The organism is Streptomyces sp. NPDC097981, assembly GCF_040302565.1.
In the GTDB taxonomy this organism is placed as follows: Bacteria; Actinomycetota; Actinomycetes; order Streptomycetales; family Streptomycetaceae; genus Streptomyces.
Window position 1 is genome coordinate 13,942 of record NZ_JBEORW010000027.1, and the last position, 13,767, is coordinate 27,708.

10 protein-coding genes are annotated in these 13,767 nt (G+C 72.4%); 7 read left to right on the top strand and 3 right to left on the bottom strand.

Annotated elements, in window-relative coordinates:
• Window positions 1-41 precede the first annotated feature (41 nt).
• Both ABTY04_RS24805 and ABTY04_RS24810 read left to right on the top strand, forming a co-directional pair.
• Window positions 42-1,145: a sensor histidine kinase gene (locus tag ABTY04_RS24805; RefSeq protein ID WP_352215578.1), complete on the top strand. Its 1,104-nt coding sequence runs from the start codon at window positions 42-44 to the stop codon at window positions 1,143-1,145.
• Window positions 1,139-1,888, top strand: a complete 750-nt coding sequence (locus ABTY04_RS24810) for a response regulator transcription factor (RefSeq protein WP_352215579.1) — start codon at window positions 1,139-1,141, stop codon at window positions 1,886-1,888. The genes ABTY04_RS24805 and ABTY04_RS24810 overlap by 7 nt, the downstream gene beginning before the upstream one ends.
• Before the next feature lie 156 nt (window positions 1,889-2,044).
• Here the strand turns inward: ABTY04_RS24810 and ABTY04_RS24815 are convergent, their stop codons facing one another.
• On the bottom strand, window positions 2,045-2,845 hold the full coding sequence (locus ABTY04_RS24815) for a caspase family protein (protein ID WP_352215580.1): 801 nt from the start codon (window positions 2,843-2,845) through the stop codon (window positions 2,045-2,047).
• A 274-nt stretch (window positions 2,846-3,119) separates the two neighbouring features.
• Between ABTY04_RS24815 and ABTY04_RS24820 the strand changes: the two genes are divergently transcribed.
• From ABTY04_RS24820 to ABTY04_RS24830, 3 genes are read left to right on the top strand one after another with little or no spacing between them, the layout of a single operon-like run.
• Window positions 3,120-7,310: a hypothetical protein gene (locus ABTY04_RS24820; RefSeq protein ID WP_352215581.1), complete on the top strand. Its 4,191-nt coding sequence runs from the start codon at window positions 3,120-3,122 to the stop codon at window positions 7,308-7,310.
• Window positions 7,311-7,316: 6 nt separating this feature from the next.
• Window positions 7,317-8,474, top strand: coding sequence for a trypsin-like peptidase domain-containing protein (locus ABTY04_RS24825; protein WP_352215582.1), 1,158 nt, complete (start codon window positions 7,317-7,319; stop codon window positions 8,472-8,474).
• A 1-nt stretch (window position 8,475) separates the two neighbouring features.
• Window positions 8,476-9,540, top strand: coding sequence for a trypsin-like serine peptidase (locus ABTY04_RS24830; RefSeq protein ID WP_352215583.1), 1,065 nt, complete (start codon window positions 8,476-8,478; stop codon window positions 9,538-9,540).
• 4 nt (window positions 9,541-9,544) lie between these two features.
• Here the strand turns inward: ABTY04_RS24830 and ABTY04_RS24835 are convergent, their stop codons facing one another.
• Together ABTY04_RS24835 and ABTY04_RS24840 are read right to left on the bottom strand one after the other, a co-directional pair.
• Window positions 9,545-9,916 (bottom strand): hypothetical protein, encoded by a 372-nt coding sequence (locus ABTY04_RS24835; RefSeq protein WP_352215584.1) that lies wholly within the window; start codon window positions 9,914-9,916, stop codon window positions 9,545-9,547.
• 315 nt (window positions 9,917-10,231) lie between these two features.
• Window positions 10,232-11,152, bottom strand: a complete 921-nt coding sequence (locus ABTY04_RS24840) for a MurR/RpiR family transcriptional regulator (RefSeq protein WP_352215585.1) — start codon at window positions 11,150-11,152, stop codon at window positions 10,232-10,234.
• A 226-nt stretch (window positions 11,153-11,378) separates the two neighbouring features.
• Between ABTY04_RS24840 and ABTY04_RS24845 the strand changes: the two genes are divergently transcribed.
• Together ABTY04_RS24845 and ABTY04_RS24850 are read left to right on the top strand one after the other, a co-directional pair.
• On the top strand, window positions 11,379-12,212 hold the full coding sequence (locus ABTY04_RS24845) for a PP2C family protein-serine/threonine phosphatase (protein ID WP_352215586.1): 834 nt from the start codon (window positions 11,379-11,381) through the stop codon (window positions 12,210-12,212).
• Window positions 12,213-12,257: 45 nt separating this feature from the next.
• Window positions 12,258-13,211 (top strand): MASE1 domain-containing protein, encoded by a 954-nt coding sequence (locus ABTY04_RS24850; RefSeq protein WP_352215659.1) that lies wholly within the window; start codon window positions 12,258-12,260, stop codon window positions 13,209-13,211.
• Window positions 13,212-13,767 lie beyond the last annotated feature (556 nt).

Below are 13,767 nucleotides of genomic sequence, written 5' to 3' on the forward strand. Positions count from 1 at the left end.
AGAGAGAGCCTTCGGGCCTTCATGAGCCTTGAGGAGGCCCGATGGTGCGGCCCGTTCCCTGGATACCTGCCGTCCTGTATGGCGCCGTGCTGCTCGGGGGTGTCTACTACGCCCTGATCGGTCCGGGCCCGGGGGCCCGGACCGCCGCATTCGCGGCCCTGCTCGGTGCGTTGACCGCCCTCGACCGGCGTGAACTGCGGGAGTGGCGGGGGCGGCGGATCCCGCCGGGTGCGGTGTTCGTCCTCAGGGTGCTGCTGCTCTGCGCGGTTGCGGCCGTCGACGAGTCCGGACTGTCACGCGTGCTGTTCGTCCTCGTGCCGTTCCTGGCGTTCTTCGCGTACGGATCCACCGTCGCCATCGGGCTCGGCGTCGGCTGTGTGGCGGCGCTGGCAGGCGCGTTCACCCTGTGGGTGCCGCACTGGCAGGTACGGGCCGAGTACATCTCGGACCTGCTGATGTTCGCCCTGGGGGTCGTCCTGGCCGTCGCGATGGCCGCGGTGGCCGTCCGCGAGCAGCAGGCACGCGCCCGGCTGGAGGGCACCCTCGCCGAGGTCGCCGAGCTGTCCGCGGCCCGGGAACGCAACCGGCTGGCCCGCGAGATCCACGACAGCCTCGGCCACCATCTGACCGCGATCGGGATCCAGTTGGAGAAGGCCGAGGCGTTCGCCTCGCTCGATCCGCAGGGTTCGGCGCAGGCGGTGTCGCATGCCCGCTGGTCGGCGAACCGCGCCCTGGACGAGGTACGGGCCTCCGTGCGCACCCTGGGTCCCGAGTCGGAGTCCGAACCGGTCGGCCTCTCCCGCGCGCTCGCCGACCTCGTGCACCACCTGGACGGCGGGAGCCGCCGCATCACCCTGGAGATGTCGGGCGCCGAGCGCAGGCCGCTGCTGGTGCTGTACCGGGCCGCGCAGGAGGGGCTGACCAACGCGTGCCGGCATTCCGGCGCCACCGAGATCGGGGTGCACGTCGCCTACGACGAGCGCGGAGCCCGCCTCCAAGTGATCGACAACGGCACCGGGTTCGATGGGGCCGACGAGGGCTTCGGGCTGACGGGACTGCGCGAGCGGGTCCGCCTCGCCGAGGGAACCGTGGCTGTCGACAGCTCGGCCGGCGGCACGGTCCTCACGGTCGGGGTCCCATGGTGATCGGCAACGGCAACGGCAACGGCAACGGCAACGGCAACGGCAACGGCAACGGCAACGGGAACGAGAACGGGAACGAGAGCGGGAGCGGGAACGAGAACGGGAGCGGGAATGCGGACGGGAGCGGGAATGCGGACGTGCGGGTCTTCGTCGTCGACGACCAGGACCTCGTGAGGGAGGGCATCACCGCACTCCTCGGCATCCAGCCGGGCATCGAGGTGGCGGGCAGCGCGCGCGACGGCGCCGAGGCCGCCGAAAAGGCCCCGGCCTGCCGCCCCGACGTGGTGCTGATGGACGTCCGGATGCCCGGGATCGACGGCGTGGCCGCCACCGCGCTGCTCCGCCGCAGCCTGCCCACGTGCAAGATCGTGATGCTGACGACGTTCAACGACGACGAGTACGTCACCCGGGCGCTGAAGGCCGGCGCGGTCGGTTACCTCCTGAAGAACCTGCCCGCCGCCGAGCTGGCGCGGGCCGTGCGTCTCGCCCACGCGGGGGTGGCCCAGTTCGACCAGACGGTCATCGCCCATCTGGCAGCCGGGCTCCCGGCCCCCGAACTGCTCACGCCCCGGGAGACGGAAGTCCTCCACCTCATCTCGGCAGGCGCCACGAACAAGGAGATCGCCTCCCGCCTCTACCTCAGCGAGGGCACGGTCAAGAACCACATCTCCCGGGTCCTGAGCCGGCTGGGGCTGCGCGACCGCACCCAGGCCGCCCTCTACGCCAGGGACAACGGCCTCATCTGAGCCGGCAGGCGGCCGCCCGGGGCGCGGGTGTTCGCACACGAAGTCCCGGGCCTCGCGGGGAGGCCCGGGACTTCGCTGGTGCACTTCGCTTGACCGCCCTGTTCAACGACGGACCGCGCCCGAGGTCACCCGCATTCCCGAACTCCGGCCACCGGCTCAGATCGTGAAGGGCTTCTGGCCGAGGAACCCGGCGTCGGGGCTGCCCGTGGTGAAGAAGTTCGGGACCTGGGTGGCGGGCATGCGCTTCTTGATGTCGTGGTGGAACGTCTCGTAGCCGCCGCTGAACTCCCCGCCGTTCCAGACCCGGAGCAGCGTCTCGGTGAACTTGCCGTTGACGCGGCCGTCCATGGCGACCTGGTCGTCCTGGCAGGCCGAGATGAGCACGACGCCGGGTTCCGCGCCGTTGCCGTTCGTACTCCTCAGCTCGCGCTGGAGCTTCTGGAAGAATGCCTTGTCCCGCTCGAAGATCTGCTGCTGCTTGAGCACCGGCATGAGCCGGACCGCCTCCCCCGGCGCAGGGTCGTCGATCATCTCGATGGAGGTGCCGCTGTGGCAGCAGTCGAGGAGCGTGACGACCCGGACGCCCTTGTCGAACCGCTGCAGTTCCCGGTGGAGCTCGTCGTCGAGGAACTGGCGGTCGAAGAACACGAGGGTCTCGTCGAGCTCGTCCGGCTCGTCGCCGTCCGTGTCGGGCATCTGCCCGCCGTGGCCCGAGTAGGTGAAGAGCAGGATGTCGCCGCCCCGGAGTTCCCCGGCCGCCTTGCGCAGGGCGGTCGTGACCGTGTCCACGGTGGCGTCCTTCGTCAGGATCACGGTGTCGCCGAACCCGGCGGCCCGGGCCAGTTCCGCCATGTCGCGGGCGTCGTTCTCGCACGCCACGAGCTGTCCGTCCCAGCCGTCGTACTTGCGGGGGTCGACGTTGTTGAGTCCTACGTGGATGGACAGGCCTGCGGGCATGGGGTCCTCCTGGGATGCGGTGGGCACGACAGCGCCGGATGGGGTGATGCCTCGGGCATGGATGCCGCGGCGGACGGCCCGCCCAACCGCATGCCGCGCAGGGCCGCCCGATCGGGCGCGGCGGCCGGAGCAATGCCGGCCGGCGTGCCGCGGCGGCTCGCCCCCCCTGCCGCCCGGCGGTCGGCTGCCTTGCCGCCGGACAGACCGAGTGAAACGATGACAGATAGCAATCAGTCCGTCTGCTGCCCTCCAGGGGCGGCCAGGTAGGTGCGGTATGCCGCTCACCGATACGGAATGGGGCCTCGTCACCACCTGGGTGCGTGACTTTTTCCTCGACACCCCGGACCCGCAGGACAGGCTCGCCCAGCACGGGTTCCCCCCGGAGTTCATCGGCGACCTGCCGCTGACCCACAGGCCGTCGGAGAACGCCACCACGCTGGTCCGTGCCTCGCGCAAGGACATCGCGGCGCAGCTCCGCCTGCTCGACGTCCTGGTCAGCCTCGACGAGCTGGGCTCCCTGCCGGCCGGCGCGGAGGCCGTGCGGTTCCGGGCCCGGCTGCTGGAGGACGAGACGGTGCACTCCTCCGTCCAGGACCACTTCATGGCCGGCGTGCTCAAGAACGGCACCGAGGTCTTCATCGACCGCGCCGGCCTCCGCGCGCGCCTGCGGGAATTCGTCGCCGACCCCGAGAAGACCGTGCTGGTGGTCGACGGCGAGGCCGACAGCGGGCGCTCGTACACGTACAACCTGATCCGCCACCTCGGCCAGCACTGCGGGTTCCGCCCGGTGCGGGTGACGCTGTCGCGGACGTCGACCGCCGCGCAGCTGGTCCGGCGGCTGGCCGAGTACGTCGAGGTCTGGGACGAGGACATCTCGTCGTTGAACACGGCACAGTTGAACGATCCACTGTCATGGCTCGACGATGCCGTCCACCGGATCGTCAGCCGTGCCACGGCAGCGGAGGAGCAGTTCTGGCTCGTCCTCGACGACTGCGACAAGCTCGACGTCAACTCCGACGTCTGGGACTGCATCGGCCTGCTCGCCCTGGCCGTCTACGAGTACGCCCCGGTGCATGAGGAGACCGCGCCCCGGCTTGTGCTGCTCGGCTACGCGCCGACGGTGCGCCAGCTGCCGCACGACATCCGCAAGAACGAGTGCCGGGACACCGCGCGGGTCGCCGGCCCCGACGATCTGCGCACGTTCTTCCGGACGTTCTTCGCGGACGCGCCCGGGCCCGTGCCGCGGGACACGGCCGAGATCGAGGCGCTGGCCGACGTGGCCGTCTCGACGGTCCTCGACGCGGCGCGGGGCCCGGGGGACGACAGCTACATGCGGAAGATCTGCACGGCGGCCGAGGAGACCATCCGCGTCCACGGCTCGTTGCAGCCCGGTGAGGACTTCGCCGGGCGGCTGCGCGGGGAACTGCTCGCCGCGGCGCCCGGGCCCGCGCCGGCCGTCCCGGACAGCCGCAGCGCGTACCGGGAGGCCGCGAGCCTGCTCACCGGGTTCGACCCCACGCAGCTGCGGCTCCCCGGAGAGGCGGCGGCCGGCGGCAGGGCGGCACTGGAACTCGTCCACGACTGCACGACCCTCGCCATGCAGCCCCGTACCAGCTGGGTCCTCAGGAACGAGGTCCGTGAGGCGGCACTGCGCGGCATGGCCGGCCCCGAGGCCGCCCGCCTGGGCCTGGAGGCCAACCTCGGCCAGGTCCCCGAGGGCCCCGGACCGGAACGGTTCGCGCTCGCCTACCTCTGCGGCACGCCGCCCGCGCCGGGGGAGCAGGACGTCGACGGGCTCGCCGACATCCTCCAGGCGGTGCTCTGGCTCCGGCAGATCCCGCACGCGCGCGACGTTCCCGACCCCGAGCACATCCAGCAGCTGCTGGAGCGCGCCCGGCTGCGCCAGCCGTTCGAACGCCTGGTCCAAGGCCGGTTCTGCGGGCGCACCGCCGAGCTGGAGCAGCTGCGCGCGTACACCGGACTGCCCGCGGACGGCCCGGCCGACGCCCCGCAGCCGGAGCTGCAGGGCCTGGACCCCGCCGACGGGGCCGGCCCGGTCAAGGAGCCACCCCTGCTGATCCACGGGCCGGGCGGCATGGGGAAGAGCACGCTGCTCGCCAAGTTCCTCGTCGACGTCCCCTTCGGCTTCCCCTTCGCCTACGTCGACTTCGAGCGGCCCACGCTCTCGGTCCACGAGCCCGTCACCCTGGTCGCCGAGATCGCCCGGCAGCTCGGCGTCCAGTACCCCGAGCGCCGCGCCGCGTTCGACGCGCTGGCCGGCGAGTGCGAGACGACCGCCCGCACCCAGCGGGAGGAGCAGAACACCATCGACGAGCTGTACCAGCTCTCCACGACCCGCTCGGGAGCCGGGCGCGGAGCCGCGGAGCGGTTCCACACCACGGCGCGCGCCCGCGAGACGGACCTCATCCGGCGGGTCGCCGCATGCCTCGTCGGGGCGCTGGAGGACGCGGGCGGCGGTGACGGCGGCGACCCGCCACTGGTCATCGTCATCGATTCCTTCGAGGAGGCCCAGTACCGCGCGAACCCCGTGCTCGGCCGGATGTGGGCCATGTGGGTGGCCCTCCAGGAGGTGTATCCGCGCCTGCGGTTCATCGTCGCCGGACGGGCCAGCGTGAACCACCCGGCACGGGCCGTCGAGCTGAAGACGATCGCGCTCGGCGACCTCGAACCGGACGCCGCCGTGGACCTCCTGATGTCCTGCGGGGTCGAGGACGAGGGCTTGGCCCGGGCCCTGGCCGAGCGGGTCGGCGGCCACCCGCTCAGCCTGAAGCTGGCTGCGCACGCGGCCGTGCTCTCCCGCCGGGAGGAGGGCTCGCCGAGCGAGCTCGTCGAGAGCCTGCCCGCCCGGCGCCGGTACTTCTACCGCACGGTCGACCAGATGCTCATCCAGGGCATCCTGTACGACCGCATCCTCAAGCACATCGCCGACCAGCAGGTCCGCGTGCTCGCCCAGGCGGGCCTGGCGCTTCGGACCGTCACCCCCGAGCTGATCCGGGACGTCCTCGCCGCGGCGTGCGGTCTGGGCGTGGACTCCCCGGAGCGGGCAGGACAGCTCTTCGGGCAGCTGGCCCGGCTCGACCTGATGGAGCCGGCCGGCCCGGGTGCCCTGCGGCACCGCTCCGACCTGCGGGCCATCATGCTGCGCCTGTCGGACACCGCGCGCACCGACATGATGCACAGCGTCGGCCGGCGCGCGGTCGAGTACTACGCGGCCCGCGACGGGCTGGAGGCCCGCGCCGAGGAGATCTACCACCGGCTGCGGCTGAACGAGAACCCCCGCTCCGTGGAACAGCGCTGGCTGCCCGGCGTCGAGCGCTACCTCGACCGGGCGGACCAGGACATGGCGCCCCGGTCGGCCGCCTTCCTGACCGGCCGCCTCGGCGGGCACACCCCGGACCAGGTGATGCGCGACGCCGACCAGGAGGACTGGGAGCGGATCGCCGCACGGGAGGTCGAGAACCTGCTCGCCCAGGGCTACACCGACCAGGCCGCGGCCCGGCTCACCGAGCGCCGCCCCTGGACACCGGGCAGCCCCCTCCACCCGCTGCTCGTCGAGACCCTGGCCCGCAGCGGACGGCGCGCGGAGGCCAGGACCACGGCGCAGGAGGCCGTCGGCCGGGCGGAGGAGGCGGGCGACGCCGATGCGCAGCTGGACCTGCTGCTGCTCTCCGCGCACCTCGCGCAGGAGGACGGCGACGTACAGGAAGCCGAGCGTGACCTCGTGGAGGCGGAGGACATCGCGACCGGCCTGGGCCGCGACTTCGACGCGATGGGCGCCATGCTGGCCCGGGCCCGGCTCGCCGTCTCGCCCGAAGGGGACTTCGAGACCGACCGGCGTCTGGCCCGGCGGCTGCGGCAGCTGCCCGACGAGGCGCTGGCCGAGCAGCCCGTCCTGGTCCGGGCCGTCGCGGCCGAGGTCTCCCGGCAGGATCCGGCCGCGCTCGGTCACACCCTGGACGTCGTGGGACTGCCGGACGCCGACGACGCGGCCCTGGACGCGCTCGCCGAGACGATCGGCCGTGTGCTCGCGGAGCAGCCCGAGCTGCGGTTCGCCCTGGCGAAGATCCTGCAGAACGCCGTCGGCCCCGTACCGCCGGCCGGGCCCGCGGCGTCGCCTCCCCCGTCCCCGTCTCCGTCCCCGTCTCCGTCCTCGTCCCCGCCCGGGCCCCCGGCGCCGAACTCCGACGCCGTGGTCCTGCCGCACGAGCCCCGCCAGGACGGCGCCGGGCCCGCCGGTGCCACGTACACCGGCATGGCCGGCATCCTGCGCGCGGCCCGCAGCCGGGGCACCCTCGACGGGCTCGCCCGGCGGCTCCTCGTGCTGCGCGACCGCAGCGGCGCACTCGTGTCCGCAGTGGCGGCCGCCATGGGCTCCGGCACCCCCGGACCGGCCGCGCCGCTACCGGTCCCCACTGTCGAAAGGAACGGCCCGCGAGCGGCCTGAGCCCGGATGAGCGACGCGTATCTCCCGATCGAGGAAGTCGGCCGACTGGTCGAGGCCGCGCAGGAGGCCGGCCTGGCCGATCCTTCCGTACGGCGGCTGCTGCTCGACGGGATCATGCTCAAGTACCAGGGCACGCTGCCGCTGATGGCGGCCCCCGGCCTGCAGGTGCGCTCGGACCTCAACGAGATGAACCGCGTGGAGCGGCTCATCGACGGCTCCGTACCGCTGGAGATCTGGCTGCGCAATGCCGTGGCCCAGACCGCCGAGGCGGGACCGCTCGCCGCCTTCCAGAAGGCCCTGGACGCGGTGGCGCGCGACGCCGCCGGTGAGCCCGACGTGCCGGCCGGGCTGCCCGCCGGGGAGACCAAGGAAGAGATCGTCAACCGCGACGACACGGTGCCCTTCGAGTTCCTGCGCGGTGGCGAGGTCGCCGGTACGTCGGTCGCCCGGATCAAGGTCCTGCCGTACCGGGCCGGCGCCCCGCTCCAGCCGAACGGCTTCCCGCACTCGGGGACGGGCTGGCTCATCGCCCCGGACCTGCTCGTCACCAACCACCACGTGGTGAACGCCCGGACCCGCAGCGCCACCGACCGGGGCATCGTCGACGCCGCGGACCTCCAGCTCCAGGCGCAGAACTCCCGCTCGCGCTTCGACTACGGCGCCGACGACACGGAGACCGAGGAGGTGGCGGCCAGCGGCCTGGTCGCCTGGGACGAGGAGCTCGACTACGCGATCCTGCGGCTCACCGGACAGCCGCCGCGGCCCGCCCTGCGGGTGGCCACCGAGCCGCTGACGGTCACGGTGGAGCAGCCGGTGGCGGTGAACATCATCCAGCACCCCGGCGGCCAGCCCAAGCGCGTCGCCCTGCGCAACAACCTCGTCTACGAGGCGAACGAGAACGACGTGCGCTACTTCACCGACACCCGGGGCGGCTCGTCGGGATCGCCCGTCTTCACCGACGACTGGCGGGTGGTTGCACTCCACCGCGGGACGCGGCGCGTCGAGGACGTCAACTTCCAGGGCAAGACCACCGCGTTCGTCAATGTCGGCACCCAGATGAGCAGCGTCATGCGCCACCTGCGGGAGCACACCCCCGAGGTCCACGCCGAGATCACGGCGGCGCAGTCGGCGCTGGCGGAGCAGGGAGGGGCGGAGGTGGTGTGAGATGCATGGCAGCGGCGGCTCACCGGTGGCGACCGGCCCCGAGCAGGTCTTCGGAGACCTGCGCGAGGTCGCCGAACGGGTACGCAGGGGACTGGACGCGGAGATCCCCGAGTCCGCGCAGGACCTGCCGGCGGACCGGGCCCCGGCCGGGCAGATCGGCGAGTTCGTCCGTCAGGAGCGGGCGAGGGTGCTGACCGCCGGCGTCAGCGGGCTGGAGAAACTTGCGGCCGGCCGGGCGGACGAGGTAGACGACGACGAGTACTTCGGCGTCGAGGCGATCGTCCTCCTCGAAGGCAGGCCCGCCCTGCTGATCCAGGGGCAGGACTTCCCCTCGCAGCAGGGCGACTGGGCGGTGCTCGACGGCCAGCGTGCCGGGATCCGGAATTCGATCGCGCGGGTGGGCCGGGTGGAGGTCACGGGGCACGCCAGTCTGGACTGGCTGGGCACCGCGTTCCTCGTCGGTCCCGACGTCGTCATGACGAACCGTCATGTGGCGGCCGAGTTCGCCACGGGCTACGGAGCGGGCTGGACGTTCCGGGCGGGCATGGGTGCCCGGCTGGACCTGGCCGAGGAACTGGCCGCCGTTCCCGGCGACAGCTCGCTGGAATTCGCGGTCACCGAGGTGGTGGGGATCCACCCCGACGTCGACATGGCCCTGCTGCGCGTCGACACCGCGGACGGCGGCCGCGCTCCGACGACCCCGCTGGCCGTGGCGGCCGATCCGCCCGCCGACGTCCCCGGCCGGCCGGTGTACGTGATCGGCTACCCGGCGGAGGACGGCCGCCGCAACGAACCGGAGGCCATGCGCCGCATCTTCATGGACGTCTACAACGTGAAGCGCCTCCAGCCCGGTACGACGACGGGGCTGGTTCCCGGCGAGCTCACGGTGAAGCACGACTGCTCCACCCTGGGCGGCAACAGCGGCTCCCCGGTCCTTGACCTGACCGACCACCGCGTCCTCGGCCTGCACTACGGCGGCCGCTACGGCTTCGGGAACTACGCCGTCCCGCTCTGGGAGCTGGTGGACGACCCCCTGCTGCGTCGTGCGCAGGTCAACTGGGTGTGACCCGTCAGCTGGAGCTGACGCGCATCGCGTCGCTGACGAGGCGCACGGCGCGGGAGAGCCGGCCCAGCTGCTGGAGCTCGACGGCGTACATCCGGATCGAGTTCTCGATGACGGCCTCGGCGACGCCCATGGAGGGCAGTTCGGCCCGACTGGTCTCCAGTGCGACCCGGACCGCCCGCATCTCGTGCTGGAGCTGGAGCTGGGCGTGCCGGGCGAGGAGGACCGGGCTGCGGGTCAGCGTCGAGTAGCTGCCGTAGCGGGCCGGGAGCAGATCCCGCAGCCAGCGCATGGCCGTTCGTTCCCAGTCGTGGGTACCGGGGGCCTTGACCTGACAAGGCCAGTCCGGGCTGAGCGTGGTAGAGGCCGTCTGGCGCATTCTCGTCGCTTCCGAATGGTGTCGAACTCTGATCGAGACGTTGGTGGGCGGCCTCGGCCCAGGGGTTGACCGAGGCCGCCACAAGCGCTCTGGTGGATCCCAGTGCCGGGAGCGGATGCCGAGGCGGGACGTGAGGAGGAGCGTCCCGCGCGGGTGTCCGTTCTGGGAGGGCGTGGGGTCGCTCTCCTTGGCGTCTGGTGGATCCGGCGCGCTGCTTAGTAAACATATATACCGTCGAGTAAACAAGAGAATGAAAAATTACATACGCGCCGACGCCATGAAAGTGGACTGTCTCATACCGGTTGTAAATCGGTCTTACAGGAAGAAACCGTGCTGGTCGGCGACCTGCTCGTACCCTTCGAGCCGCGCCTGAGTCCGCTCGGGATCCGCATCGGCCATCGCCTGGAGCAGGGCCGCGGACAGCATGCCCGGCGCCGCGTAGGAGTCGAAAACCAGCCGCGCCCCGGTTCCGGCGGTCAGTACCACGTCCGCCTCGTCCACCATCGGCCCCAGGGTGGTGTCCGTGATCAGCGCGATCTTCAGCCCGGCGTCGCGGGCCGCCCGGAGCGCCGCGAGCGTCTCCTTGGCGTGCCGGGGCATGGCGAAGGCCAGTGCCCAGGTCCCCCCGGCCTCCCGGGACTGGAGCAGGGCGTCGAAGGCGACGCTGCCTCCGCGCGTCACCAGCCGGACATCGGGGTGGATGCGCCGTGCCGCGTACGCGAAGTACTCCGCGAGCGAGACCGAGATCCGCAGGCCCAGGATGGTCAGCGGCACCGAGCGGGCCAGTTCGCGGCCTATGTCGAGCAGCTGGTCGGTGTCGGCGAGCAGCCGCCGTACGCTCTCCAGATTTGCGATCTCGGCGTCCACGGCTGCCTGGAGCTCGTTGCGGCGGAACTGCTCCCGGGTCTCCGGGGAGCCCGCGACCGCGCTCAGCGCCATGGGCTGCAGGGCGTCGCGCAGGGCCGGGTACCCGCTGAACCCGAGGGAGGTGGCGAAACGTGTCACCGACGGCTGGCTGACGCCCACCCGCTCCGCGAGCTCGGTGATCGAGAGGAACGCGGCCTCGGTGAGGTGATCGATCAGGTACTGGGCGATCCGCCGCTGCCCCGGGGACAGCCGGTGGCCGTCGAACAGGGCGCGGACCCGGTCGCCGGGGGCGCGCTCATGGACCGGCGGCGCCTGCCCACTCGACGTGATCGCAGCCGCCTGTGCGCGTGCCTGCTGCCCCGATGACACCGATGGGCCTCCCTCTCATGTCACTCGTCTTCAAACATAGCTCACGCCCTGTGGTCGGCCGACCCGGCCGACGGGTGGCCGCCGCAGCGGGGCGGGCGCGCGCGGCCCCGATCTGTCGCGGCCCCCGGAGCGGGGAAATATGATGTGGTCGGGTCTTTGGCGCAGCGTCCGCAGCGAGAGCCGAGAGCCGAGAGCAGGGACATATGGATGCACCCGGGAGCGGTCCGTGACCCCGCGCCGTGCCCCGAAGGCGGTGAGCGCCGACGACCTGCTGACCACGCTGGGACGGCTCACCGCCCGGGCGCGGGCCGGTGCGGAACTCCAGCAGGCCCGGGTGGAGCTCGCCGAGGCCCTCCAACGCGAGATGCTGCCGGCCGCACTGCCCGAACTGCCCGGGCTGCGCAGCGCGGCCCGTTACGTACCCGCCCGGCACGGCCTCGACATCGGCGGCGACTGGTACGACGGCTTCCGGCTGACCGAGGGTGCGCTCGCCTTCTCCATCGGCGACGTACAGGGCCACGACGTCGAGGCCGCCGCCTTCATGGGGCAGGTCCGCGTGGGCCTGCGCGCGGTGTCCACCGTCGTTGTGGACCCGGGCGAGATGCTGAGCCGGGCCAACGACGTCCTGTTGTCGATGGACTGCGAGCTCTTCGCGACCTGCATCCTGCTCCGCTTCGACCCCGAGACCTGGGAGCTCGAAAGTGCCCGGGCCGGCCACGTGCCGTCCGTCTGGGCCACCGTAGACGGCCGTTACGGGATCACCGAGGACGAGGGCGGCCCGCCGCTGGGCGTGGAGCCCGGTGTGGGATACGCGGTGACCCGGCGCCGGCTGGACCAGGCGGGCTCCATCGTCCTGCTCACCGACGGCGTGGTCGAAGGACCGTCGTTCCCGATCGACGTCGGGCTGGCCCGGGTGGCCCGGGTGGTCAGGGAGGCGGCGGGCGCCGATCCCGCCGAAATCGCAGCCGAGATCATGAAGGTGGCCGATTCCACCGGCCACGCGGACGACGCCGCGGTGCTCGTGCTCAGCCATGACGCGGCAGGACCCCGGCCCTGGTAGCGCGTGTCACGCTCCGCCCGGAGGGGGCGGTTGTTGTCTGATGCTGTGGTGCCCACCGAGGAATGGCGACGACTCACCCGCACCCTGGTTGAGATCCTCGCCGTCACCGTTGCCTACTACGTCGCAGGGCGGATCGGCCTGCTGCTGCGCGTGGTTGTCGAGGGCGCGGTGGTCACGCCCCTGTGGCCGCCCACCGGCATCGCGGTCGCCGCCCTGCTCTGGCTCGGCCTGCGGGTCTGGCCGGGCATCGCCCTCGGGGCGTACCTCTCCATCGCGCACCTCAGCGGCTTCCACGCCCCCGACGCCGGGATCATCGCCGGAAACACCCTCGCACCGGTGTGCGCGTACCTGCTGCTGCGCCGCGTGGGCTTCCGCACGGAGCTGGACCGGCTCCGGGACGGGCTGGCCCTGGTCTTCCTGGGCGGGCTGCTGCCGATGCTGATCAGCGCGACCATCGGCACCGTCGTGCTGGTGTCCAACGGGGACCTGGCGCCGAACCGGTTCTGGCCCGTGTGGTCGGCGTGGTGGGCCGGCGATGCGATGGGGGTGCTCGTGGTGACCCCGCTGCTGCTCGTCCTGCCCAGGGCGGTGGTGCCGAGGGACCCCTACCGCGTCGCCGAGGCGCTGGCACTGATGGTCGCCACCGGGTCCGTGGCGCTCGTGACCACCCGGAACTCCCTGTCGCTGCTCTTCCTCGTCTTCCCGCTGCTGATCTGGTCGGCGGTGCGCTTCCAGCTGGCCGGCAGCGCTCCCTGCGTGCTGATCCTGTCCGTCGTGGCGATCGTGGCGGCGACCGAGCGCGTCGGACCGTTCGCCGACCACAGCCTCTTCGAGATCATGGGCAACCTCCAGGCGCTCAACGGTTCGGCGGCCCTGACCGCGCTGCTGCTGTCCGCGCTGGTCACCGAGCAGAACAACATCCGCCTGAAGATCGAGGAGGTGTGCGAGGACCTGGCCGAGGTCGTCGACCGGCTCGCCCCCCGCAGCCGGAAGGACTGACAGCCGGTCAATTCCGTGAAACGGGAACGAACCTGACATGGCTTCAGGATTCGCGCGTCGGCAGGTGGCAGCGCGTCCGCGACGGCGTACCAGTCGGTCTCCTCCCGAGACCAGGGCCCGGTCCGGCGAGGCGAAGTGCCGGGCGCCGGGGCCCGTCGGATCGTGGCATCGGGTGTCCTCCCGGGCCGGCGTCCCCGCAGGACGGCAGCCCCAGAACGAAGGCGCCCGGCCCGAGGGAGGGACGGGGGCGGGGTTCGGTGGGCGGGCGATGTTCTTCGGTCGTTTCCGGTGTGCCGGCGGCCGAAAGGCGCCGGCAGATGACGAGCTGGCGGCCGGTATCGCGTACTTCCCCGCGAACTGCCTTACGCTTCCCGGCGCGCCGAACGCCACCACCCCCGGCGGCTCGCCGCCCGCGCCCCGCTCACTGAGAGGCGCGGTCGCCCCGGCCCCGGACACCACCGCCGCCCGTCGGCTCCGGGCGAACACCGCCCCCGGGTGGCCGGCCTCGGCCGGCCGGGGCCCGGACCGGGCAGCCCCGGGCGCCGGGGTCCGTGCA